This is a genomic window from Haloarchaeobius litoreus, from assembly GCF_024495425.1.
GTDB classification, from domain to species: domain Archaea; phylum Halobacteriota; class Halobacteria; order Halobacteriales; family Natrialbaceae; genus Haloarchaeobius; species Haloarchaeobius litoreus.
Window position 1 is genome coordinate 884,318 of the sequence record NZ_JANHJR010000001.1, and the last position, 24,084, is coordinate 908,401.

Here is a 24,084-nt window from a genome sequence, read left to right on the forward strand (position 1 = left end):
CACTCCGAACAGCTCAGTAAAAAACTGTTGGTCGGCAGTTCTGTCGGCCGCATCCTGCGGTCCGGGGCTGTCGTCTACCCGAAGCCCTCGAATTGTGTCGCGTCCCGGGGGACGCCGATCACCCGGGTGGCGGCGACGAGCTGCTCGACCATCGCCGAGATGCCGCAGGCGTACACGTCGACCGAACCGGGGTCGATGCGTGCCGCGACGGCCCTGGCCGGTGGCTCCGCGACGAACCTCGCGAGCTCGGGTCGGAGTTCGTCGGTGTCGACCGCGTCGTCGTCGACGTACTTCAGCAGGACGCGCTGGACGTAGTCGGACTCGCCGGTCCAGTCGGTGAGGTGGTGCTCGCGGGTGAGCGTCGGCACGAAGTGGAACCCGTCGTACCGGCGGTCGTACTCGCGGAACGCCTCGCGGTACGCGAGGTCGTCCTCCCACGCGCAGCCGAGGAACACCCACACGTCGCGCTCGACTCCGTCGACGACGTTCCGGCCGGTGTCGAACAGGTAGTCAACCATCCCCTTGAACGGCGCAACGCCGGTTCCCGTGGCGAGGAACACGAGGTCGTTCGCCGACGGGGGGCCGAGCACCATCTCGCCGTTCGGTCCCCGGACGGTCACCTCGTCGCCCTCGTCGAGATGCTGGAACAGATCGGTCGTGAGCCGCCCACCGGGGACGCGCCGGATGCAGAACTCCACCTCGTTTCTGGTCGGTGAACTGGCGATGGAGTACGGCCGCGGGTGCCCGTCGAAGGTCACCGTCGCGTACTGCCCCGGCGCGAACTCGAACGGGGTGTCGTCGTCGATACGGACCCGAACGCGGAGCAACGACGGATACGGGCGCACGAACCGGCCCCCGAGGTCCGACAGCGCGTCGAGTTCTGCATCGGAGAAACCCGCTTCGGCCGCCCGCGACTGGAGGTCCTCCCAGTCGACGTCCGAGCCAATCTCTTCCTCGTCGTACCAGTCGCCGACGTCGTTCCGGTCGAGGAGGGCCCGGACGACCTGTTCGACCTCGTCGACCCGGTTCTCGTCCATCACCGTCACGTCAGTCACCGTCGCCGACTCGGTCACCAGCGGGAGTTCCGCGGCCGCCTCGTGGTGGCCGAGGTGTCGCGGCACGTCCATGGCGGACGGTTCAGCGGGGAGAAAGGAAAATACTCGGGGTGCGGTTCGTGGACTACTCCTCGTCGGCTTCGGGCTCGGCGTCGGCGTCAGCCTCGTCCGTGGACTCCGGGGTCGGAATCACGTCGACGGTCGCGACCGCGTCGTCATCGATCACGTCCATCACGGTGACACCCATCGTGTTGCGGCCCTGCAGCGAGATGTCCGAGACGCGGGTCCGCATGATCTGGCCCTGCTCGGACATGACGACGAGGTGGTCGTCCTGCTCGACCGCCTTCACCGACGTGACGTGACCGTTGCGCTCGTTGGTCTTGATGTCGATGAGGCCCTTGCCGTACCGGGACTGCCGCCGGTAGTTCGACAGGAGCGTGCGCTTGCCGTACCCCCGCTTCGTCACGGTCAACAGCGCCTTGTCGTCGTCCTCCTCGGTGGCGACGAGGCCGGCGACGTGGTCGCCCTCGGTGAGCCTGATGCCCCGGACACCACGCGTGTTTCGGCCCATCGTGCGCACCTCGTCCTCGTCGAACCGGATGGTCATGCCGTCCTCGGTGGCGATGACGAGGTCCTTCGTGCCGTCGGTGACGTCCACGTCGACCAGCTCGTCGTCCTCGTCGAGCTTCGCGGCGATGATACCCGTCGAGAGGATGTTCTGGAAGTCCTCGGTCTTCGTCCGCTTCACGTAGCCGTTCCGGGTGACCATCGTGATGGCCTCGTCCGGCTCGAAGTCGTCGGTGTTGACGACGGCTGTTATCTCCTCGCCGTCGTCGAGGTCGAGGATGTTCACCGCCGACTTCCCGCGCGCCGTGCGGGACATCTCCGGTATCTGGTAGGCCTTCAGCTGGTACACCTGACCGTGGTTCGTGAAGCACAGCAGGTAGTCGTGGGTGCTCGCGCGGAACACCTTCGAGACGCGGTCGCCCTCCTTGATGTCGCCGCCGATGATGCCCTTCCCGCCGCGGTGCTGGGCGTCGAAGGCGTCGACGGGCATCCGCTTGACGTAGTCGTCCTCGGTGACGACGACGAGCACGTCCTCCTCCGGGATGAGGTCCTCGTGGGTGACCTCGCCGGTGTCCTCGACGAAGGAGGTGCGACGGTCGTCGTCGTACTCGTCTTTCACGTCGCGGAGCTCGTCCTTGATGACGCCGAGGAGCTTCTCCTCGCTGTCGAGGACGGACTGGAGGTACTCGATGGTCTCCTGGACGCGCTCGTACTCCTGCTCGATCTCCGTGCGCTCCATGCTGGTCAGCGAGCCGAGCTGCATCCGGACGATGTGCTCGGACTGGTCCTCGGAGAGGTCGTACTCCTCCCGCAGGCCCGCCTTCGCCGCGTCGCGGTCCTCGGAGTTGCGGATGAGCTCGACCACGTCGTCGACGTTGTCGAGCGCGATGAGCCGACCTTCGAGGATGTGCGCGCGGTCCTCGGCCTCGTCGAGTTCGAACTGCGTGCGCCGGCGGACGACCTCCTTGCGGTGGTCGACGTAGTGCGCCAGCGTCTCCTTCAGCGAGAGCACCTTCGGCTGGCCGTCGACCAGCGCGAGGTTGATGACGCCGAACGTCTTCTCCAGGTGGTGCTCGATGAGCTGGTTCTTCACCACGTCGACGTTCGCGCCGCGCTTGAGGTCGATGGCGATGCGGACGCCGTTGCGGTCGGACTCGTCGCGCAGGTCCGAGATGTCCTCCAGCTTGCCCTCGTTGACGTTCTCGGCGATGCGCTCGACGAGCCGGGCCTTGTTCTCCTGGTAGGGCAGCTCGGTGATGACGATGCGTTTTCGGTCCTTCTTCCAGTCCTCGACCTCGAACTCGGCGCGGACGCGGAGGCGACCACGGCCGGTCGCGTACGCCTTCCGGACGGCGTTGCGGCCGACGATGTTCGCGCCGGTCGGGAAGTCCGGCCCCTTGACGTGCTCCATCAGGTCGTTGGTGTCGCAGTCGGGGTTGTCGATGAGCTCGATGGTCGCATCGATGACCTCGCCGAGGTTGTGCGGCGGGACGTTCGTCGACATCCCGACCGCGATGCCCGTGCTGCCGTTGACGAGCAGGTTCGGGTACGCCGCCGGCAGCACGTCGGGCTCGGTCAGGCGGTCGTCGTAGTTGCCCGAGAAGTCGACCGTGTCCTTCTCGATGTCCTCGAGCAGCGTCTCGGCGATGGGTGCCATCCGGGCCTCGGTGTACCGCATGGCCGCGGCCGGGTCGCCGTCCATCGAGCCGAAGTTCCCCTGCCCGTCCACGAGCGGGTAGCGCATCGAGAACTCCTGTGCCATGCCGACGAGCGTGTCGTAGATGGCCTGGTCGCCGTGGGGGTGGTAGTCACCCATCGTCTCGCCGACGATGGAGGAGCTCTTGCGGTGGCTCGTCCGGCTGGTGACGCCCATCTCGTGCATCGCGTAGAGGATACGCCGGTGGACGGGCTTGAGCCCGTCGCGCACGTCGGGCAGCGCACGCCCGACGATGACGGACATCGCGTAGTCGATGTAGCTCTGCTCCATCTCGTCCTCGATGCGGACGTGCTCGACGCGGTCCGCCGGGACGTCGGGAGCGTCGGGGGCTTCCGAGCTCATATGTCCACCCAGTTCGCCTCGGGCGCGTGGTCCTTGATGAACTGCTTGCGCGGACCGACGGCGTCGCCCATCAGCACGGAGAACATCTTGTCAGCCGCGGCGGCGTCCTCGATGTCGATGCGCTTCAGGACGCGGTTGTCGGGGTCCATCGTCGTCGACCAGAGCTGCTTCGGGTTCATCTCGCCGAGGCCCTTGAACCGCTGGACCTGCGTGGGGTTCCCGTTGCACTTCTCGCGGACGACCTCCTCGCGCTCGGCCTCGGTCATCACGTCGTACGTGTTGCCGTCGTACCGGATACGGTACAGCGGCGGCTTCGTCGCGTAGACGTAGCCGGCCTCGACGAGCGGGCGCATGTGCCGGTAGAGGAACGTCAGCAGCAGGGTCCGGATGTGCGCGCCGTCCACGTCGGCGTCGGTCGCCATGATGATCTTCTCGTAGCGAGCGTCCTCGATGTCGAACTCGTCGCCGATGCCCGTGCCGATGGCGGTGATGAGGTTGCGGATCTGCTCGTTCTCCAGGATGCGGTCGAGGCGGTGCTTCTCGACGTTCAGCACCTTCCCACGGATGGGGAGGACGGCCTGGAACTCGGGGTTCCGTGCCTGCTTCGCGCTCCCGCCGGCGGAGTCGCCCTCGACGATGAACAGCTCGGCCTTCGAGGGGTCCTTCGTCTGGCAGTCCGAGAGCTTGCCCGGCAGCGCGGTGTTCTCCAGCGCGCTCTTGCGCCGGGTCAGCTCCTCGGCCTTCTGGGCGGCCTTGCGGGCCTTCGCGGCCTCGACGGCCTTCCCGATGATGGCCTCGGCGGTGGTCGGGTGCTCCTCGAAGTAGGTGTCGAGGCCGTCGTGCATCGCGCTCTCGACGATGCCCCTGACCTCCGAGTTCCCGAGCTTCGTCTTGGTCTGTCCCTCGAACTGCGGGTCGGGGTGCTTGATGGAGATGACCGCGGTCAGCCCTTCGCGGATGTCCTCGCCCTTGAGCGTGTCGTCGAGGTCCTTCAGCATCCCGTTGGTCGTCGCGTAGTCGTTGACGACCCGCGTGAGCGCGGTCTTGAACCCGGTGAGGTGGCTGCCGCCCTCGCGCGTGTTGATGTTGTTGGCGAAGGCGTGGATGGAGCCCTGAAGCTCGTCCGTGGCCTGCATCGCGACCTCGACCTGGATGTTCTCCTCCTCGTCCTCGAAGTAGATGACGTCCTCGTGGAGCGCCGTCTTGGTCTCGTTGAGGTACCGGACGAACGCCTTGATGCCGCCCTCGTAGTGGAACGTCTCCGACTCACCGTCGCGCTCGTCGACGATGCCGATGTTGACGCCGGAGTTGAGGAACGCGAGCTCGCGCAGGCGGTTCGCGAGCGTCTTGTAGGAGAAGTCGTTGGACTCGAATATCTCCTCGTCGGGCCAGAACCGGATGGTGGTGCCGGTCTCCTCGTCGGCGTCCATGTCGCGGACGCGGTCGAGTTCGCCCTTCGGGACGCCGCGTTTGAACGCCTGCTTCCAGACTGCGCCGTCGCGTGTCACCTCGACCTCGAGGCGCTTCGACAGCGCGTTGACGACGCTGACACCGACGCCGTGGAGGCCGCCGGACACCTGGTAGGACTTGTTGTCGAACTTCCCGCCGGCGTGGAGGACGGTCATGATGACCTCCAGTGCGGGCTTGTCGTGCTCCTCGTGTGTGTCGACGGGGATACCGCGCCCGTCGTCGGAGACGCTCACGGAGTCGTCCTCGTGGATGGTCACCGTGATGTCGTCGCAGTAGCCGGCGAGGGCCTCGTCGATGGAGTTGTCGACCACCTCGTAGACGAGGTGATGGAGGCCACGAGAGTCTGTAGAACCGATGTACATCGCCGGCCGTTTTCGGACGGCCTCCAGGCCCTCGAGGACCTGGATTTGACCGGCGCTGTACTCATTTTCGTTGGACATGAAAACCTGATTCCGGGTAGATGGCGTGGGGTAATAAAACTCACGTGTGCGCGCTCGCGCGTGAACCCGGAATCACCACGCACTGTCGGGAAATCTGTCGTTACCATGGGTGCAGAAACGACGCTCGCAGTCCCAGATTGATCAGTGCTGTCCACGGCTGTCGGTGGTGTGGTCGAGCACCCACCGGTACGCGCCGAGCGCCGCGAGCATGACCCCCGCCCCCGCGAGCAACAGCGGCGTCGGCACGGGCCTGTCCGCCGCCAGCATGTAGCCCGTGAGCACGACGAGCAGGAGGGCGTTGGCCTCGCAGACGGCGACGCCAGCCGAGAGCCACGGCCGACCGTCTCCGAAGGCACCGCGCTGGACGAGCAGCATCGTCGTCCGCGTCGCCACGACCAGCGCCACGAGGGACACGCCGGTCAGGAGAACGCCGTAGCCGGGTGCACTCGCCGTGGAGACGACCATCCCTTGTTCGGTTGATACGATTGGTCCCGTTTTGACTCTGCTGGCCGTTCGGTTCACTTTCACTCCGCCAGCGTACCCCTTTTAACCTCGGCCGCGGAAAGGGGGAGTACAGAATGACGTCCTTCCAGCAGACACTCGGCGAGGAGGAGGGCATCGCCGAGGAGTTGGCCGAGAGCCAGCGGGCCATCTCCATCGCCGAGTTCTTCGAGAAGAACAAGCAGATGCTCGGGTTCGACTCCGAGGCCCGGGCGCTCGTCACGGCCGTCAAGGAGGCCGTCGACAACGCGCTGGACGCCACGGAGGAGGCCCGTATCCGACCGAACATCTCGGTCGAGATCGCGGAGTCGGGCGACTACTACCGACTCGCCGTCGAGGACAACGGTCCCGGCATCACGAAGGAGCAGATCCCGAAGATCTTCGGGAAGCTCCTGTACGGGAGCCGGTTCCACGCGCGCGAGCAGTCCCGCGGCCAGCAGGGTATCGGTATCTCCGCGGCCGTGCTGTACTCCCAGCTTACCAGCGGTAAGCCGGCGAAGGTCACCTCCCGGACGAAGGGGTCGGGGACGGTGATGGAGTTCGAGCTCGTCATCGACACCGACGACAACGAGCCGGAGATTCGCGAGGAACGCGAACTCACGCCGGGCGAGTCCGACCTCGGCGACACACACGGCACGCGTATCGAGCTGGAGATGGCGGCGAACATGCGCGCCCGCCAGCAGCTCCACGACTACATCAAACACACCGCGGTCGTCAACCCGCACGCGACCATCTCCTTCTCCGAGCCGAACGACGAGTTCGTCGCGAAGGCCGACTACGACGCCGACCTCCCCGAGGAGACCGAGGAGATCCGGCCACATCCACACGGCGTCGAACTCGGGAACGTCCTCAAGATGCTGAAGGCGACCGACTCGCACTCGGTGTCGGGCTTCCTCCAGACCGAGTTCACCCGCGTCGGGCGCAAGACCGCCGACAACATCGTCGACGCCTTCCGCGACCGGCACTACGGCCGCGAGATGGCGTGGTCGCTCCCCGACGACGACGCGGTCGTCGCGGCGGTCACCGAGGCCGTGAACAACAAACCCTCCGAGGCAGTCGGCGCGTTCGCCGACCAGGTCGTCACAGCGCTCGACGACCGGGCCGCCGACGGCCGCGTGGCCCACCATCAGGTCGCCGCGGCGGTCGAGGCAGCCGCCGGGGCCGTCGAGGCCGACGCCCAGTTCGGTTCGACCGTTCGCGAGAACGTCGTCGAGGGCGTCTGGACTGCCATCACGGGCTACGGCGTGACGAGCGCGGACGAGGAGACCGACGACGCCGCGCGGATCCGCGACGACGTGCGCGCCCACGCCGACGCGGCCACCTCGGTCCAGAAGGACGACGCCGTCGTCGTCGCCTTCGCCGACCGGCTAGCCGCGAAGTTCGTGCCCGAGGGGGAGGACGCCGAGGACCCGGCCGTTCGCCGGAACCGACTCCACAGGGACACCGTCCGGGACTACGTCGACCGGGCCGCGGACATGACCGAGGAGCGCGAGGACGCCACCTTCGGCGACACCGCACGCGAGAACATCGTCGAGGAGCTCTGGAGCACGATGGTGACGGTGCCGGACGACCCGCCGAAGGTCCGCGACCTCGCCGGGGACAGACAGGGCGTCGGCGACCTCGTCGCCGCGATGCGGAAGACCGACATCATCGCGCCACCGACCTCGTGTCTCTCGCCCATCTCGGCCGAACTCGTCGAGGCCGGCCTCCGCAAGGAGTTCGACGCGGAGTTCTACTCGGCGGCGACCCGCGACGCCGAGGTCACCGCGGGCGACCCGTTCGTCGTGGAGGCCGGCATCGCCTACGGCGGCGACATCGAGGCCGAGGGGCAGGCCAACCTGCTCCGATACGCCAACCGCGTCCCGCTCGTCTACAAGCGGGGCGGCTGTGCCATCACGCAGGTCATCCAGAACATCGGCTGGCGGAACTACAACCTCGACCAGCCGGGCGGCCGCGGCGTGCCCACCGGCCCGGCCGTCATCATGGTCCACGTCGCTTCGACGAACGTCCCCTTCACCAGCGAGTCGAAGGACGCCGTCGCCTCGGTGCCCGAGATCGAGGACGAGATCGAGCTCGCCGTGCGCGAGGCCGCACGCGACCTGAAATCGTATCTGAAGAAGCAGCGTTCGATGCGCAAACGTCAGCAGAAGCAGAACGTCCTCGCGGACATCCTGCCCCGGATGGCGACGAAGGTCGCCGAGGTGACCGGGCGACCGGAGCCGAACTTCGACGACGCACTGGCCCGCATCATGAACAACGTCCTCGTCGAGCGCGAGACCAAGGAGAACGGCGACAGTCAGACCGTGACCGTCCGCGTCGAGAACAACGCCTCGACGAAGGAGTCGCCGGAGCTGACGGACATCGTCACCGCCGAACCCTCGAACCTGACCGACGGCGCGACCGTCGTCGAGATGGACGGCGAGTGGTTCGTCAAGTGGCAGCCGGAGGTGAGCTCGGGAGACGAGGCCGTCCTCGAGTACACCGTCGCGACCGACGCATCGTTCGACCTCTCCGTCAGCGGGGTCGAGGGACCGAAACTGACCGTGACCAACTGATATGAGCACCGACACAGACGCAGACGCACGACAGCAACTCATCGACCTCGCCGCGGAGTTCTACGACCAGTTCGAGGACGGGAACGTCCCGACCATGACGCTCCCGACCCGGACGAAGTCGAACATCGAGTACGACGAGGAGAGCAACGTCTGGGTGTACGGCGACCGCACGTCCACCCGCTCGGCCAACTCGGTCCGGGGCGCACGAAAGCTCCTGAAGGCCATCTACACCATCGAGTTCCTCTCGCGCCAGCTGGACGAGGACCGCTCCTCCACCCTGCGTGAGCTGTACTACCTCTCCGAGTCGTGGGACGCCGAGGAGGCCCAGTTCAACGGGCAGGACGAGTCGAACAAGCTCGTCGAGGACCTGGAGATCGTCAGCGAGGTCAAGCGGGAGGACTTCCACATGCGCCCGGAGGAGTCGGGCGCGACCCTCATCGGCCCGCTCGAACTCATCGAGCAGACCCGCCGGGGCGAACGACAGATACACTGTCAAGAGGACGTGGGCGAGGGCGGCTACCAGATTCCCAACAACCCCGACACCATCGAGTTCACCGACCACGACATCGACTTCGTCCTCTGCGTGGAGACGGGTGGGATGCGCGACCGGCTCGTCGAGAACGGGTTCGACACGGACTACAACTGCCTCGTCGTCCACCTGAAGGGTCAGCCCGCCCGGGCGACCCGGCGCATCACGAAACGGCTCCACGACGAGCTCGACCTCCCGGTGCTGGTGTTCACTGACGGCGACCCGTGGTCGTACCGCATCTTCGGCTCCGTGGCGTACGGCTCCATCAAGTCCGCACACCTCTCGAAGTACCTCGCGACGCCGGAGGCCCGCTACGTCGGCATCCGCCCGCAGGACATCGTGGAGTACGACCTGCCGACGGACCCGCTCGCCGACTCCGACGTGAACGCCCTGGAGTCCGAGCTGGAGGACCCCCGGTTCCAGGACGAGTTCTGGACCGAGCAGATCGAGCTCCAGCTCGACATCGAGAAGAAGGCCGAACAGCAGGCCCTGGCGGCGAACGGGCTGGACTTCGTCACCGACACGTACCTGCCCGAACGCCTGACGGAGATGGGCGTCCTCTGAGCACGGTCACCGGTCCGTCCGCCTCGTCGGGGTAGGAACCGTTATCGTGCCCCCCGTCGTGTGAGATGCATGGCACGACTACCTGTTGCTCTCGTGGTGCTCACCGTGCTCCTCGCCGGCTGTGTCGGCGGGGGCGTGGGAGTGGATTCGACCGAGACCGGAACACCGACCAGCAGCGGCGGTGGCTCCGGTGGCGGCAACGGCGGTGGCGGCGGTGGCGGCGGTGGCAGCGGCGACCTCGAACCCGGGAGCTGGAACGTGCTCGAGTTCGACCAGCCCGCGACGTACACGTACGACATCTACGTGGAGGAGGAGGGGTCCGGCACCCTCGTCTGGGACGTCCAGGAGGTCGACGGCGACACCATCACCATCCGGACGGTGTACGAACTCGGCGAGGAGCGCTACGAGTCGACCGTGACCGGCACGAAGGAGACGGTCCAGTCACAGCTCTACGCGAACCCCGCGGGTATCCTGCTCCTGACGACGATGTTCACGCCCTCGGCGTGGTACGGCGGCCAGGAGCTCGAAGTCGGGTCGGGCTGGTCCTACCAGACCCAGGAGGGCTCGGCGAGCTTCGAGGTGACCGGCGTCCAGACGTACGCCGGCGTCGACTGCTTCTACTCGGAGATGATAGTCGACGGCACGACGCTGCACGAGGGCTGCTTCTCGCCGGACCTCGGGCTGGCCCCCTACACCGCGTACTACAACGAGGACGGGAGCCTCTCGATGTCGATGGAACTCGTCAGCTACGAGCGGAACTGAGTTCCGGGCTCCGTTTCTCTACCTCTCGTCCAGCACGACCGGGACGCCCCGACCGGCCACGTCGGCCGCGAACGCGCCCGAGTCCGTCGTGAGGATGTCGATGGTGTTGTAGTGGACTGGCAGGACCAGGTCCGGGTCCATGCGCTCGGCCAGGTCGGCCGCCTCGTGGCGGTCGCTGACCACTGTCCCACCGATGTTCGCGAGGAACAGCGACACGTCCAGCTCCGCGAAGCCGTCGAGGGCGTCCGAGTCGCCGGGCCAGAACACCGTCACGTCAGCGACCGAGAGCAGGAAGCCACAGCCGAACCCTGGGGGATGGGTGACCGAGCCGTCCGGTTCGGCTCGCGGGCCCTCGGGGTCGTTGTACGCGGCGACCGTCCAGCAGTCCACGCCCGCCGTCGAGACGTGGTCCTCGTCGGTCACACGGACGACATCGTACGGGAGTTCGCCGACCGGCGTCACGTCCCGGTCGATGTTCGCCGCGTCGACGCCCTCGTAGACGACGACGGTCGCCTCTCGCTTCGCGACGCGCTGGATGGCGTCGGTGTCGTAGTGGTGGTCGTGCGTGATACAGACGAGGTCGCCGTCCTTCGGGTAGTCGTTCTGCGGTGCAGGGTGCGGCAGGTCTTCGTCACCCGGCGGGGCCCACTCACCGGAGAGGACACCGTAGCGGCCGGGGTCGAGGTAGACGACGGTTCCGTCCTGCGATTCGATGCGCGTGGTCGCGTAGCCGAGCCAGTCGACGAGCAGGCCGTCGTGACGGATGGTCATGCCCGGGCGTTGGTGCGGCCGTGGCAAAACGGCGACGGATGCGGGCGGGCTGACCGGGGCTCGGTCGGCCTACACCGCCGGGTCAGTCGACCGTGGTCCACGAGTGCCGGGTGTCCTGGTCGACGACCTCGTACACCTCGTCACCGAGTCCGGAGAGGGAGGTATCGAAGCACCGACGGCAGAGTTCGGCGGCGAGACAGGCGTCCGCGGACGGAACCGGCTCGTCGTAGCGAACCGCGATGCCGGTGGTGCCGTCCAGCTCGACGACCAGCCGGTGTTCGTCGGCGAGCGCCCGCACGACCTCGCGCACCTCGGTGCCGATATCCCGTACGTAGTGGGTTCCCTTCACGTAGTCGTAGCGTCCAGTCGGCCCGTCGTAGATCTGGACCCGGTAGTGGTCGGACAGCATCGGGCGGCCGAGATGTGCGTCGAACAGCTTCGCCAGCCGGGTCCGGTGTTCGTCGACGGTGGCGACACCGTCGACCTCGTCCTCGAGAAAGTCCCAGACGACGGCGGGCTGGACGTCGAGCTCCTCGGCACGGTCGCGGACCCACTCGGGTTTCTCGTCGCCGATGTCGTCCGGCGGTGTGCCGATTCCCATACAGCCACGAAGGGAGACCGATGGACAAAAGCGTATTTGCCGTTCCGTCGCTCGACCGGACCGACGGCTGACGAAACCAGGGAAATTCAGGGGTTGTTCACTGCGAACCGGCGAGCCGTTCCAGCCGCTCCAGCGAGTCCGCGTCCGTGGGTTCCTTGTCGTCTCGGACGCCGACGAAGCGCGGGAACCGGAGCGCGTAGCCCGATTCGTACGTCGGGGAGCTCTGGATCTCCTCGTAGCCGACCTCGAAGACGACCGCGGGTTCGAACGTCACGTCGCGCCCGGACTCCGTGGTGACGTGCCGTTCCAGTCGCCCGGTCAGCTCCGCCAGCTCCTCGTCCGTGACACCGGTCGCGACCTTCCCGACGGCCAGGTGGTCGTCACCGTCGCGCACCGCGATGTGGAACGTCCCGAACAGGTTCGCACGCCGGCCCTCGCCCCACTCGGCCCCGACGACGACGCAGTCGAGCGTCTCCACGTCGGGTTTGCGCTTCAGCCAGTTCTTCCCGCGCTTGCCCGGTGAGTACGTCGACCCGGGCTCCTTCAGCATGATGCCCTCGTGGCCCGCCGCCAGCGCGTCCGCTTCGTGGGCAGCCACGGCGTCCGCGTCGTCGGTTACGAGCAGGTCCTCGACGCCAGCGTCGATGGTCTCGCGGAGCCGGTCGTGTCGGTCGACGAGCGCCGCGTCGAGCAGGTCGTCGCCGCCGGCGTGCAGACAGTCGAACGCGCGGAGCTCGACGGTCACCTGCTCGCGGGCCTGCGCCACGTCGTGCTTCCGGCGGAAGCGCCTGAGCACCTGCTGGAACGGGAGCGGCTCGCCGTCGTCGTCGACCGCGACGACCTCGCCGTCGAGGATGGCCGGTGCGTCGCAGTGCTCGCGGACGAACTCGCCCACCTCCGGGAGGGCGTCGGTCACGTCCGCCATGTTCCGGGAGTAGACCGACACCTCGTCGCCGTCCCAGTGGACCTGCACGCGAGCCCCGTCGAACTTCGTCTCCACCGCGGCCTCGTCCCAGTCCTCCAGCGCGTCGCTCGCGCTGCCGGCCTGCGCGAGCATCGGCTGGACGGGGCGGCCGACCTCGAGTTCCATCGCGGCGATACCGGCCTCGCCCTCGTCGCGAGCCGTCTCGGCGACGAGCCCGTAATCGTTCGACACCTGGAGGGCGCGCTCCACGGCGGCGACGGGCACGTCGAACGCGTCGGCGATGGCGTCCCTCACGGTGCCTTCGCCGACGCCGATGCGCATCTCCGCGAGGACGAGCCGCGCGAGGTAGCGGGCCTCCCGTTGCTCGCTCTCGTTGAACAGCCCGAACAGCCGGTCGACCTTCGCGCCCTCGCTCCCTGCGCCCTCCGTGGACGCGAGCGCGACGAGGTCGTCGTACACCGACCCGACGGTGCGGTCGTCGCCGCTCTCCCCGACCCCGAACGCGCCGAGCCCGGTCTGGCCGCCGAACTCGTACTCCTCGGCGACGGCCCCGATTTCGCCGACCTCGGCGACCCGGGCCTCCACGTCGTCGGCGTCGACGTTCGGGCCCGCAGCACGCGCGATGGCGGTGTAGCAGGTGCTCGGCCCGACGTCCAGCTTGCGCTCGTCCCACGCCGGGAACACGCGACCCTGGACGAACCGAGCGACGACGGCGAGGTCGTCGCCGGCCGCCGCGAACAGGTCGCCGACGAGCGCGACCGTCTCCAGATCAGCCGGCTCCCCCTCGATTTCTGCCGCACGCTCGGCGAACGACGCGAACTTCATCGACCGAGCGTACTGGCGACGGTGGGATAAACCGGTCGGATTCTGACGACGCGGGAGTGCGGGGGTTCAAGTGCAAAGCCGGGGCCAACGTCGGCGTGCCTGACCGAATGGCCCCGGGGGGAACGCGGGTGCGCGACACGACCCCTCGGGCGCGGCCAGTGTCGCCTGTTCGCAACCGACGCCAACCTGCTGACCCACGGGTTTTTAGAGCGCACCCGTCCGACTGTCTCCCATGTCCGACGACGACCTCGCCGAACGAGTCGACTCGGCGTTGTCTGTCGACCGGGAGTCGTTCCAGGCGGCGGTCGACGACGACGTCGCGGTGCTGAAGGAGGAGCTGGCGGCGGGGACGTTCGACAACCCCCAGGCCATCCTCGGGCTGGAGTACGAGTTCTACGCGGTCTCGGAGCCCGACACCGAGCGCCAGGGGGGCGCCGGGAACTACCCCCTTCGTCGCGTGCCACGCCGGTTGCTGGAGTTCATCGGCTTCGAGAAGGAGCTCGGCCTCCACAACGCCGAGATGACGACGAGCCCCCAGCCGTTCAACCGTCACGGCCTGCTCGCACAGGAACACGAGGTACTGGCTAGGCTGGAGACCGCCCTCGACTGCACTCGCTCGGAGGGGATGCGCCTCGTCAGCGACGGGATGTGGACCATCCCGCCGGAAGGCGAGACGGCGAGCCAGTACCTCACCGACAGCGTCGAGGACCGGGGCGTCCGCATCGCGACGAACATGAGCGACTCGGCGCGCTATCACGCGATGGCGAACACCGACCGGGCGACGACCGCGGGGATGCGCCTCGACGCGCCGAACGTCGACCTCCAGGCGGATACGGTGCTGCCGGAGAGCCTCATCACCTCCATCCAGCCGCACTACCAGGTGTCCCACGCCGCGGACCTGCCGACGTTCTTCCGGTACGCGCTGCGGATCGCCGGACCGCTGCTCGCACTGGGAGTGAACTCGCCGTTCTTCCCGCCGGAGCTGTACGACGACTCGGCGTCACCGGCCGACATCCTCGACGACGCGTGGATGGAACACCGCATCAGCGTGTTCGAGACGGTGCTCAACGCCGCCTCGGACACCGCCGGTAAAGTCCGGTTCCCGCGTGACTTCGAGACCGTCGAGGAGGCCGTCGACCGGATCGCCGAGGACGATACGTTCGTGCCCCTCGACGTCGAGGAGACCAACCGGTTCGACGACAAGTTCGCGCACTTCCGGACCAAACACGGCACGTACTGGCGGTGGGTCCGCCCGGTGTTCGGCGGGCCGACGCGCTCGGCAGCCAACGCCCGCATCGAGTTCCGCCCCATCCCCGCTCAGCCGACGGTCCGCGACAGCCTCGCGTTCCAGGCGGCCTTCGCCGGGCTGATGGAGGCCCTGCCGAAGCTCGAACACCCGGTCGCGGACCTCGACTGGGAGCTGGCCCACGACAACTTCTACCGGGCGATGCGTGATGGTCTCGACGCCGACTTCACCTGGATCACGAACGACGGCAAGCAGGTGACCGACACGGTGGCCATCTACGAGGACATCCTCGACCACGCCGAGCAGGGGCTGAAGAACCGGGGCCTGAGCGACGACGACACGGCGACGTTCCTCTACCCGCTCCGGGTGCGCGTCCGACAGCACACGACCCCGGCCCGCTGGAAGCACGACCGCGTCCGGGAGCTGGTCGCCGACGGCACCGCGTTCGACGAGGCGGTGTACACCGCCCAGGGGGAGTACATCGATGCCCAGCGCGAGACGCTGCTCTCGGGAAGCTTCGCGGACTGGCTCCGTGAAGGCCGGAACTGATTATAGTCCCGACGCTGAACGCTTCGTCCATGGTGACGTTCCTCTCCGGTGGCACCGGAACGCCGAAACTGCTCGACGGTGCCGCTGCTGCGTTCTCTCCCGACGACACGACGGTCATCGCGAACACCGGAGACGACATCGAACTCGGCGGACTGGTCATCTGTCCCGACATCGACACGCTCGTCTTCCAGGGCGGCGGGCTCCTCGACCGCGAGCGGTGGTGGGGTATCAAGGGCGATACGACACGGACCCACGACGCACTCTACGACATCGCCAACGCGGTCGGCCTGCAGGGCGGCCCGCAGTACCTCCCCGACGAGCGCCAGACGGAGGGTCGAGAGATAGCTCGCTGGCGACGGTTCTCCGGCGTCGCGGAGTTCATGGAGATCGGCGACCGGGACCGGGCGGTGCACGTGACGCGGACGAGCCTCCTCGACCGCGGGGAGACACTCGCCGAGGTCACGGAGCGACTGGCGTCCGGCTTCGGGCTGGCGATCGACCTGCTCCCGATGACGAACGACCCGGTCGCCAGCCTCATCCACACGCCACAGGGGATGATGCACTTTCAGGAGTTCTGGGTAGCACACGGCGGCGAGCCGACGGTCGAGAACGTCGAGTTCCGCGGCTCCTCGAGGGCCGAACCGGCACCCGGCGTCCTCGAGGCGCTCGACGACACGGTCGTCATCGGCCCCTCGAACCCGGTGACGAGCATCGGACCCATGCTCTCGATTCCGGGCTTCGGTGCCGCACTCAACGACACGACCGTCGTCGCCGTCTCGCCGTTCCTCGGCGACGAGGCGTTCTCGGGACCGGCCGGGAAGCTGATGGAGGCGGTCAACGCCGAACCGAGCACCGAGGGACTGGCCACGGCCTACCCCTTCGCCGACGCGTTCGTCGTCGACGAGGGCGACGACGCCGAGTTCGGCAAGCCGGTCGAACGGACGGACATCCGCATCGACGACCGACAGGACGCCGGCCGGGTCTGCAAGGCCGTGGCCCTCGCCATCGAGGCCGTCGAGTGATGTTCCAGCCACGCGTGGCCCTCGCGAGTCTCAGCGGCGAGGCGGACGCGGAGTGGGCCCGGACAGGTAGCGAGTTCGCCGGCATGGCGTTCCTCGGGGGGATCGCGCTCGACGCGGCGAGCCGCGAGGCCGCCCGTGAACTGGTCGCCCGCGACCGGAACGAGTTCCTCCCCGACGACCCGTTCGCGTTCATCGACGCACAGCTGGCATCGCTCGCGGGCACGGACATCAGCGCCGGGTTCAACGTCCGGAGTGCGACCGTCGACCCGGTTCGCGAAGCCGCCCGCATCTGTGCCGAACACGACGCCGTCGTCGAGGTGAATGCGCATTGCCGGCAGGACGAGCTGTGTGCCGTCGGCTGTGGCGAATCGTTGCTCCGCGACACCGACCGGCTCGCCGACTACGTGGCGGCGGCGGCCGAGAACGGCGCGACCGTGTCGGTGAAGCTGCGGACCGAAGTCGACGGTGTCGACCTCGTCGAGACCGCGCGTCGGGTCGAAGCGGCCGGTGCGGACATCCTTCACGTGGACGCGATGGACTCGGAGGAGATGGTCGCGGCAGTCGTCGACGCGACGGACTGCTTCGTCGTCGCGAACAACGGCGTCCGCGACCGCGCGACCGTCCGGGAGTACCTGGACCACGGTGCCGACGCGGTCAGCGTGGGCCGGCCGAGCGACGACCCACGTGTGCTCGACCGGGTGCGTGATGCGACGGTCGAGTGGTTCGCGTCGCCGGCCTGACGTCGCGGTCACGCCGGGGTGACGCCGGCGATCTCGATCCGCGCGCCGCCGAGCTCGCTCTCCTCCACGGTGACCGACCAGCCGTGGGCTTCCGCGAGCTGGCGAACGATGGCCAGCCCGAATCCCGTTCCGGTCTCAGAGTTCGTGTAGCCGGAGTCGAACACGGACGACTCCTCCGACTCCGGGATACCCGGACCGTCGTCGGCGACCGAGACCGTGACCATCCCCGTCTCGGGGTCGGTCGACGCGTCGATACGCACGGTGGCCCCGCCGTGTTCGACGGCGTTCCGGACGAGGTTCTCGAGGAGGCGCTGGAGCCGGGGCTCGTCGGCGACGATGGTGGCGTCCGCCCGCACCTCGACTGCGTGCCCCGCCGTGTCGACGCCGCTGACGGCGGCACCGGCGACCTCGTCGAGCCGTGTCTCGGTCGGCTCTGTCACCGACGCACCTTCCCTGGCGAGGGTCAGCGCGTCCTCGACGATGTCGGCCATCCGCTGGTGGGACTCACGGAGCACGTCGAGCTGTCCGCCCCGGTCCTCGGAGTCGCTTGCCATGTTTTCGACGGTCGCCTGAGCGACGTTCAGCGGGTTCCGCAGGTCGTGGCTCAGGACGCTCGCGAACTCGTCGAGGCGTTCGTTCTGGCGTTCGAGCTCGTTCTCGCGGCGCTTGCGCTCCGAGATGTCGCGGATGACGCCCACGGAGCCGACGTAGTTCCCCCGTTCGTCGAGTAGGGGTGTCACGTTGTCCTCGACCGCGATGCGGCCGCCGTCAGGCCTAGCCACGGTGAACTCGTAGGTGCCCGATGTCCGGTCCGGGTCGGAGAGGACCTCGGAGACCAGCGCAGTGCCGCAGACGAAGTCGCCGTCGGTCATGAACGACGAGGCGTGCTCGCCGATCACGGCCTGCTTCGAGATGCCGAGGATGTCGGCCATCGCCTCGTTCGCCGTCTCGATGGTCCCCTCGTCGTCGAGGAGGTACATCGGGTCGCCGACGGCCTCGACGAGTTTGCGGTACTCCTCCAGTCGACGGTCCTCGCTCCTCGGCTCGCGAGCGATGCCGACGCGGAACTCCGTCCCGTCCGCCTCGACGCAGAACCCCTCGAATTCGAACGGACGGCGGTCGCCGTCGGCCGTCTCCAGCTCGAACGTCCCCGTCGCCCGCCCGTCCTCGGATATCCGCTCGACGTACGCGGCTGCATCCTCGATGTCGGCGGCGGCGACGAAGTCGAGCGGCGACATCGAAGCGAGCGCCGCGTCGTCGTAGCCGGTGACCTCGGCGACGCGTTCGTTCCACCGGATGAGACGGTCGTCCTCGAACACGTACACCATGTCGTCGAGCGTGTCGATGATTGTCTGCACGAGCGACTGCTGTGCACTGATTCGGGCTTTCGCGTCCAGGTACGACGAGATGTCGTTGACGACGACGTGGGCGGCCGTTCGCCCTTCGACGGTCGTCGGCACGGCGGAGACGATACCGGTCCTGACCTCGCCGTCCAGACCGACGAACCGTTCGGGCTCGCCGGGGAGCGCCTCGCCGTCCTCGAACAGCGAGCCGATACGCTCGGCGACGGTGCTCCTGTCGTCGGGATGCATGAGCGAGATGGGGCTCCGTCCGAGAACCGCCTCGGCACTGTCGGCGCCGAAGAATTCGACCGCAGCGTCGTTCACGTAGATGATGCCGTCGTCGGGGACGTGGATGCCCATCGGCACGGGCGAGGCGTCCGCGAGCTCCCGGTACCGGCGCTCGCTGTCGCGCAGGCGCTGCTCGCTTCGGTGGCGTGCGACCACGTTCTCGATGCGGTTGGCGAGCACCTCGTACTGGTCCCGGCTCCCCTCCTTCTGGATGTAGTCGGTGACACCGGCCGAGATGGCCTCGCTCGCGATCTCCTCGCTCCCCTGCCCGGTGAACAGGACGAAGGGGATGGAGTCGTCGTGCTCGCGGACGAGCGAGAGGAAGTCGAGACCGTCGACGTCGGGCATCTGGTAGTCACTGACGACGCAGTCGAACTCGTCGACGTGTTCGATGGCGATGGTCGGGTCGGCGAACGAGGTGACCTCGAACTCGTCTCGAAGCTGCTCGAGGAACGTCTTCGTCAGGTCCCGGAACTGGACGTCGTCGTCCACGTGGAGGACCCGAATCCGTCCTTCGTTCCGGGGATGGAGTACTCCATCGCCGAACCCGCCACCAGTCATGCGCACCGCTACTCAGTGGGCGACAAAAAGGGTTCTTGCCTGTCTCCGGTGTCACGACTTTCATACCTGCGCCAGTCGAACAGCTGGATATGCAGACAGCACAGCACGCCCAACTCGCCTTGCTGCTCGAGGTCGCCGGCACGCCGAAGCCGGGCAACGTGGACCGACACCGCGACTTCGACGACCTGCGGTTCGAGCACTTCCTCGCCGGGGCGGTCGGTGCGTGCGACGGACTCGAGGCGGCTGCGGCCGGCGAACCGGTCGGGGCGTCGTTCGACACCGCGGTCGAGGGGATGAGCCAGCAGCGCGGCGGCAACGCCCAGTTCGGTGCGCTGCTCCTGCTCGTACCGCTGGTTCGGGCGGCGGCGACGTGGGGACTCACACCCGACGACACGGCCGCCGTCGTGGAGGCGACCTCGGTCGACGACGCCGCGGGGTTCTACCGGGCGTTCGAACACGTCGACGTGTTCGTCGACGAGCCACCCGCGGACGCCGAGGCGCTCGACGTGCGCCGGGGTGCCGACGCGATTCCGGCGGTGCGCGAACGAGCGATGACCCTCTACGACGTGATGGAGCTGAGCGCACCCGAGGACGGCGTCGCGGCGGAGTGGGTGAACGGCTTTCGACGGACGTTCGCCGTCACGGGGACGATCAGCGACGGCGACGGCCCCGTCCCCGACAGGGTGGCCGAGGCCTTCCTCGAACTGCTCGCCGACGAGCCGGACACGATGGTCGCGAAACAGCACGGCGAAGCGGTCGCGGAGTCGGTCCGAGAGCGTGCGGCCGCTCTCCGTCACGCCGACCGCGACGAGCGCGAGGCGTTCGCCGACGAGCTGGTCGAACGCGGTGTGAACCCGGGCACGACGGCGGACATCACGGCGGCGGCGACGTTCGTCGCGCTGGAACGTGATGGGGTGGTGCCGTGAGCGACGAGGGGTCTGCCGACGACGGTGACGGGAACGGGGACTGGCCCGTCGACCTCCGCGGCGTCACCGAGTCGGTCGTGGCGACGGAGGGCCCGAACGGCCGCTGGAACCTGGCCGCGCTGGGGCTCCACGCCGGCGACCCCGTGACGGCCCGGACGTGGGGGCGGACCCGGACCCGGCTGAACTTCGACCGGCGAGCCGGCGCTGTCGTCCAGTTCACACGGGACCCGGTCGAGTTCACACGCGCGGCACTCGACGTGTACGAGCGAGAGGAGCCGGTCCTCCATAGCTCACAGGCGTGGGCCCGTGTCGAAGTCGAGCACGTGACGGCCGGCGACGACGGGGGCACCGAGTGGGCCGAGTGGGAGCTCCACCCGGTCGAATCGACCGTCGAGCGCCGGTCGGTCGAGCCGATCAACCGTGCGTTCGGCGCGCTAGTCGAGGCGACGGTCGCCGCGTCGCGGCTCGACGTGCCGTCGTACGACGAGTCGACGCTCCGCCGGCGACTCTCGTACTTCGACGCCGTGGTCGAGCGCTGTGGCGGACCGCGCGAGCGCGAGGCGATGGCGCTCATCGGCTCGCTGACGGACTGGAAGACAGAGAACGAATCATTTTAGGGGGCGAACGAGGAACGAATGGGTATGGCAATCAAGCCGGACTACGTCAAGAAGACGGGGAACATCCTCCTCGAGCGATACCCCAACGCGTTCACGGCCGACTTCGACATGAACAAGAAGAGCGTCACGAAGCTCACCAACATCGAGTCCAAGGGCGTTCGGAACCGCATCGCGGGCTACGTCGCCCGGAAGAAAGGCACCGCCGCGGCCGAGCAGTAACACCGACTCTCTCTGCGGGCGGAGGTGCGGTCCGACTCGCGGGTAGGGCGACCCGTGACCCACGCGAACCGTCTCCCCGGCGGCAGCAATCACTGACATCACCCGAAGGGTTTTCTCCCGGCAGGGCTGAGGGCATCAGCAATGACCGTACAGGTAGGCATCCTCGGCGCGACGGGTGCCGTCGGCCAGCGCCTCGTACAGCTCCTCGCACCACACGCCGACTTCGAACTCGCCGCGCTCACAGCCAGTTCCGCCAGCGCCGGCGAACTGTATCGCGACGCCGCCAAGTGGCGTGTCGACGCGCCGATTCCGGAGCACGTCGCGGAGATGACCGTCACCGAGACCGACCCCGAGGCCGTCCCCGACGACGTGGACCTGGTGTTCTCCTCGCTACCGTCCTCGGTCGGAGCCGAGGTCGAACCGGCGTTCTGTGAGGCCGGCTACGTCCTCTCGTCGAACTCGTCGAACGCCCGGATGGCTGCCGACGTGCCGCTCGTCATCCCGGAGGTCAACGCCGACCACCTCGACCTGCTCGAGGTGCAGCGCGACGAGCGCGGCTGGGACGGCGCGATGGTGAAGAACCCGAACTGCTCGACCATCACCTTCGTCCCGACGCTCGCCGCGCTCGCCGACGCCGGCTACGACCTCGAACGGGTCCACGTCGCGACGCTGCAGGCCGTCTCCGGCGCGGGCTACGACGGCGTCAGTTCGATGGAGATCATCGACAACGCCATCCCCCACATCGGAGGCGAGGAGGAGAAGCTGGAGACCGAGTCGCGAAAGCTGCTGGGGGAGTTCGACGGCAGCTCCCTCACGGAACACGAGGTCGGCGTCTCCGCCTCCTGCAACCGCATCCCAACAATCGACGGCCACCTGGAGAACGTCTGGGTCGAGGCCGCAGAGGAGCTGACGCCCGCCGACGCGAAGGCGGCCATGGAAGCGTACCCGAGCCTCGACCTGCCCTCGTCGCCGGAGCCGCTCATCCACGTGTTCGACAAGCCGGACCGGCCCCAGCCCCGCCTCGACCGCACTGTCGGCGGCGGCATGGCCGTCGCTGCCGGTGGCTTCCAGGAGTCCACGTTCGGCCTCCAGTACAACTGCCTCGCCCACAACACCATCCGTGGCGCGGCCGGCGCGAGCGTGCTGAACGGCGAACTCCTCCTCTCCGAGGGCTATCTGTAGCGCGACCATCCTTCTACGACCATCTTTTTCGTCGTCGGGTTCTCGCTCCGCTCGAACCACTCCTCGAAAAACATGGATGAAAAAGGCCGGCTCCTCGCTGCGCTCGTCGCCGGTCAACCGCGCTCACTCCGTTCGCGCGGACGTTACTCCGAACTGGAACCTACAGCGGCACCTGGTTCGCCAGCCCGTCGTACTCGCCGGACTCGGTGACGTGGCGGACGTTCGAGGCGACGATGTCGGCGAGGCGCTCGTAGTACTCCGGCGTGTGGCCAGCGTTGTGCGGAGTGATCTGGACGTTGCCGAGGTCCCAGAGGTCGTGGTCCGCCGGCAGCGGCTCGGGGTCGGTCACGTCGAGGGATGCCCCGCGGATCCAGCCGCGCTGGAGGGCGGTGACGAGCGCATCGGTGTCGATGACGGGACCGCGGGCGACGTTGACGACGACGGCCTCGGGCGGGAGGGTGACCAGCTCGGAGGTGCCGATGAGTCCCTGGGTCGTCTCGGTCAGCGGACAGGCGAGCACGAGGTACTCTGTCTCGGCCAGCACGTCGTGGAGGTCGTCGTCCTCGAAGCCGACGACGCGGTCCGTCGGCCCGTCCTTCTCCGGCGAGTAGCGCACGCCGATGGTGTCGACGTCGAAGCCCGCGAGCCGGTTCACCGTCGCCTCGCCGATGGCTCCGAGGCCGACGACGGTGACGGTCGAGCCCTGGAGCTCGTGGGTCTCGAAGGAGCGCCACTCGTGGCGGCGCTGGCGGCGGAACGCCTCGTGGAAGCGCCGCGAGAAGGTGAGCATGGCACCGAGGACGTGCTCGCCGATGTTCGGACCGTGAACCCCCGAGGCGTTGGTCACGGTCACGTCGAGTTGCGCCAACCGCTCGCGCGGGAGGTGGCCGGTGCCCGCGTAGCCACAGGCGAACAGCCGCATGTTCTCGGCGTCGTCGAGCAGGTCGTCGGTGAGCCACATCCCCGTGACTATCTCGGCGTCTCGAATCGCCTCTCGCTCCTCGACGGGAGTCCGCGCAAGCTGTACGTCGTGGTCGGGCAGCCGCTCCCGCAACGCCGCGGCGTACTGCTCTATCGGCATCCCGTGGGCGGCCTTCCGGAGGACGAGCACGTCGGGCCTCTCTGTCATGGTCGGACCCACTCGCGGCGGGCACAAAACTGGTTGCCCTAGCAGTGTTGCCCGATTACGTGGCTTTTTGAGGGGCCCTCGCACACCCCTACGGTATGCATTCGACCGCAGCCCGGTTCGCGGACCGAGCCCGCGAGGAGTACGGGTTCGAGCCCGAGGTGACGGAGTTCCCGGAGGGGACGAAGACGGCGGCCGACGCGGCGGCCGCCATCGGCTGTGACGTGGCACAGATCGGGAGCAGCATCGTCCTCGTCGTCGACGCCGGGACGGACGAGGAGCAGGTGGTCGTCTCGGTCACGTCGGGCGCGAACCGCGTGGACCTCGCGAAGATGGCCGACCTCGTGGGCGGCGAGACGGCACGGATGGCCGAGCCCGACGAGGTGAAGGGAGCGACGGGCTGGACCATCGGTGGCGTGCCGCCGTTCTGCCACGAGACCGACCTGCCGGTGTTCGTCGACGAGACCCTGCAGGAGTTCGAGACGGTGTGGGTGGCCGCCGGGACGCCCGACGCGGTGTTCCCGCTCGACCCCGAGCAGCTCGCCGAGCTATCCGGTGGGACCGTCGCAGACGTGGCCGAGTAGGGCCATCGACCGGGGTCGTACTCGGCGACGGATACGTACCTTTATCGGCGAGCCGAC

General features: G+C 68.0%; 20 protein-coding genes. 11 read left to right on the top strand and 9 right to left on the bottom strand.

Translation table 11 applies throughout. The features are described 5' to 3' along the window. Positions 1-74: 74 nt before the first annotated feature. From NOW55_RS04375 to NOW55_RS04390, 4 genes are all read right to left on the bottom strand, one after another. Positions 75-1,127, bottom strand: coding sequence for a ferredoxin--NADP reductase (locus tag NOW55_RS04375; protein ID WP_256398858.1), 1,053 nt, complete (start codon positions 1,125-1,127; stop codon positions 75-77). Positions 1,128-1,179: 52 nt separating this feature from the next. Then, positions 1,180-3,681, bottom strand: a complete 2,502-nt coding sequence (gyrA, locus tag NOW55_RS04380; protein WP_256398859.1) for a DNA gyrase subunit A — start codon at positions 3,679-3,681, stop codon at positions 1,180-1,182. Next, positions 3,678-5,591, bottom strand: a complete 1,914-nt coding sequence (gene gyrB / locus NOW55_RS04385) for a DNA topoisomerase (ATP-hydrolyzing) subunit B (protein WP_256398860.1) — start codon at positions 5,589-5,591, stop codon at positions 3,678-3,680. The genes gyrA and gyrB overlap by 4 nt, the downstream gene beginning before the upstream one ends. 141 nt (positions 5,592-5,732) lie before the next feature. Beyond that, the gene (locus NOW55_RS04390; protein WP_256398861.1) at positions 5,733-6,056 is read right to left on the bottom strand and encodes a hypothetical protein; all 324 of its coding nucleotides are present in this window, start codon (positions 6,054-6,056) and stop codon (positions 5,733-5,735) included. Between the two features lie 113 nt (positions 6,057-6,169). Between NOW55_RS04390 and NOW55_RS04395 the strand changes: the two genes are divergently transcribed. The 3 genes from NOW55_RS04395 (at position 6,170) to NOW55_RS04405 (ending at position 10,502) form a co-directional block, all read left to right on the top strand. Further along, on the top strand, positions 6,170-8,647 hold the full coding sequence (locus tag NOW55_RS04395; protein ID WP_256398862.1) for a DNA topoisomerase VI subunit B: 2,478 nt from the start codon (positions 6,170-6,172) through the stop codon (positions 8,645-8,647). 1 nt (position 8,648) lies between these two features. Beyond that, complete coding sequence (locus NOW55_RS04400) at positions 8,649-9,740, top strand: DNA topoisomerase IV subunit A (protein WP_256398863.1); 1,092 nt, start codon at positions 8,649-8,651, stop codon at positions 9,738-9,740. A 69-nt stretch (positions 9,741-9,809) separates the two neighbouring features. Continuing rightward, positions 9,810-10,502: a hypothetical protein gene (locus NOW55_RS04405; RefSeq protein WP_256398864.1), complete on the top strand. Its 693-nt coding sequence runs from the start codon at positions 9,810-9,812 to the stop codon at positions 10,500-10,502. Between the two features lie 18 nt (positions 10,503-10,520). Here the strand turns inward: NOW55_RS04405 and NOW55_RS04410 are convergent, their stop codons facing one another. The 3 genes from NOW55_RS04410 to ligA all read right to left on the bottom strand — a co-directional run bounded on the left by NOW55_RS04410 (position 10,521) and on the right by ligA (position 13,624). Continuing rightward, entirely contained in the window at positions 10,521-11,273 is a 753-nt protein-coding gene (locus tag NOW55_RS04410) for an MBL fold metallo-hydrolase (RefSeq protein ID WP_256398865.1), read from the bottom strand. Between the two features lie 82 nt (positions 11,274-11,355). Further along, positions 11,356-11,874, bottom strand: a complete 519-nt coding sequence (locus NOW55_RS04415; protein ID WP_256398866.1) for a hypothetical protein — start codon at positions 11,872-11,874, stop codon at positions 11,356-11,358. Positions 11,875-11,971: 97 nt separating this feature from the next. Further along, complete coding sequence (ligA, locus tag NOW55_RS04420) at positions 11,972-13,624, bottom strand: ATP-dependent DNA ligase LigA (protein ID WP_256398867.1); 1,653 nt, start codon at positions 13,622-13,624, stop codon at positions 11,972-11,974. Between the two features lie 232 nt (positions 13,625-13,856). Between ligA and NOW55_RS04425 the strand changes: the two genes are divergently transcribed. The 3 genes from NOW55_RS04425 to NOW55_RS04435 are packed head-to-tail and all read left to right on the top strand — an operon-like array spanning position 13,857 to position 17,181. Next, positions 13,857-15,419: a glutamate-cysteine ligase family protein gene (locus tag NOW55_RS04425; protein WP_256398868.1), complete on the top strand. Its 1,563-nt coding sequence runs from the start codon at positions 13,857-13,859 to the stop codon at positions 15,417-15,419. Positions 15,420-15,448: 29 nt separating this feature from the next. Then, positions 15,449-16,441: a 2-phospho-L-lactate transferase gene (gene cofD, locus NOW55_RS04430; RefSeq protein ID WP_256398869.1), complete on the top strand. Its 993-nt coding sequence runs from the start codon at positions 15,449-15,451 to the stop codon at positions 16,439-16,441. Then, on the top strand, positions 16,441-17,181 hold the full coding sequence (locus NOW55_RS04435) for a tRNA-dihydrouridine synthase (protein WP_256398870.1): 741 nt from the start codon (positions 16,441-16,443) through the stop codon (positions 17,179-17,181). The genes cofD and NOW55_RS04435 overlap by 1 nt, the downstream gene beginning before the upstream one ends. An 8-nt stretch (positions 17,182-17,189) precedes the next feature. Here the strand turns inward: NOW55_RS04435 and NOW55_RS04440 are convergent, their stop codons facing one another. Beyond that, positions 17,190-19,373: a hybrid sensor histidine kinase/response regulator gene (locus tag NOW55_RS04440; RefSeq protein ID WP_256398871.1), complete on the bottom strand. Its 2,184-nt coding sequence runs from the start codon at positions 19,371-19,373 to the stop codon at positions 17,190-17,192. A gap of 89 nt (positions 19,374-19,462) precedes the next feature. On the opposite strand from NOW55_RS04440, the gene NOW55_RS04445 reads away from it, so the two are divergent. From NOW55_RS04445 to asd, 4 genes are all read left to right on the top strand, one after another. Continuing rightward, on the top strand, positions 19,463-20,299 hold the full coding sequence (locus NOW55_RS04445; protein ID WP_256398872.1) for a triphosphoribosyl-dephospho-CoA synthase: 837 nt from the start codon (positions 19,463-19,465) through the stop codon (positions 20,297-20,299). After that, positions 20,296-20,916 carry a DUF447 domain-containing protein gene (locus tag NOW55_RS04450; protein ID WP_256398873.1) on the top strand — a complete coding sequence of 207 codons (621 nt, stop codon included), beginning with the start codon at positions 20,296-20,298 and terminating at the stop codon, positions 20,914-20,916. The genes NOW55_RS04445 and NOW55_RS04450 overlap by 4 nt, the downstream gene beginning before the upstream one ends. A 24-nt stretch (positions 20,917-20,940) precedes the next feature. After that, on the top strand, positions 20,941-21,135 hold the full coding sequence (locus NOW55_RS04455) for a 30S ribosomal protein S17e (RefSeq protein ID WP_256398874.1): 195 nt from the start codon (positions 20,941-20,943) through the stop codon (positions 21,133-21,135). Positions 21,136-21,276: 141 nt separating this feature from the next. Beyond that, entirely contained in the window at positions 21,277-22,317 is a 1,041-nt protein-coding gene (gene asd / locus NOW55_RS04460) for an aspartate-semialdehyde dehydrogenase (protein WP_256398875.1), read from the top strand. 160 nt (positions 22,318-22,477) lie between these two features. Here the strand turns inward: asd and NOW55_RS04465 are convergent, their stop codons facing one another. Beyond that, positions 22,478-23,446 carry a D-2-hydroxyacid dehydrogenase gene (locus NOW55_RS04465; protein ID WP_256398876.1) on the bottom strand — a complete coding sequence of 323 codons (969 nt, stop codon included), beginning with the start codon at positions 23,444-23,446 and terminating at the stop codon, positions 22,478-22,480. 95 nt (positions 23,447-23,541) lie between these two features. Between NOW55_RS04465 and NOW55_RS04470 the strand changes: the two genes are divergently transcribed. Further along, positions 23,542-24,027, top strand: a complete 486-nt coding sequence (locus NOW55_RS04470; protein ID WP_256398877.1) for a YbaK/EbsC family protein — start codon at positions 23,542-23,544, stop codon at positions 24,025-24,027. Positions 24,028-24,084 lie beyond the last annotated feature (57 nt).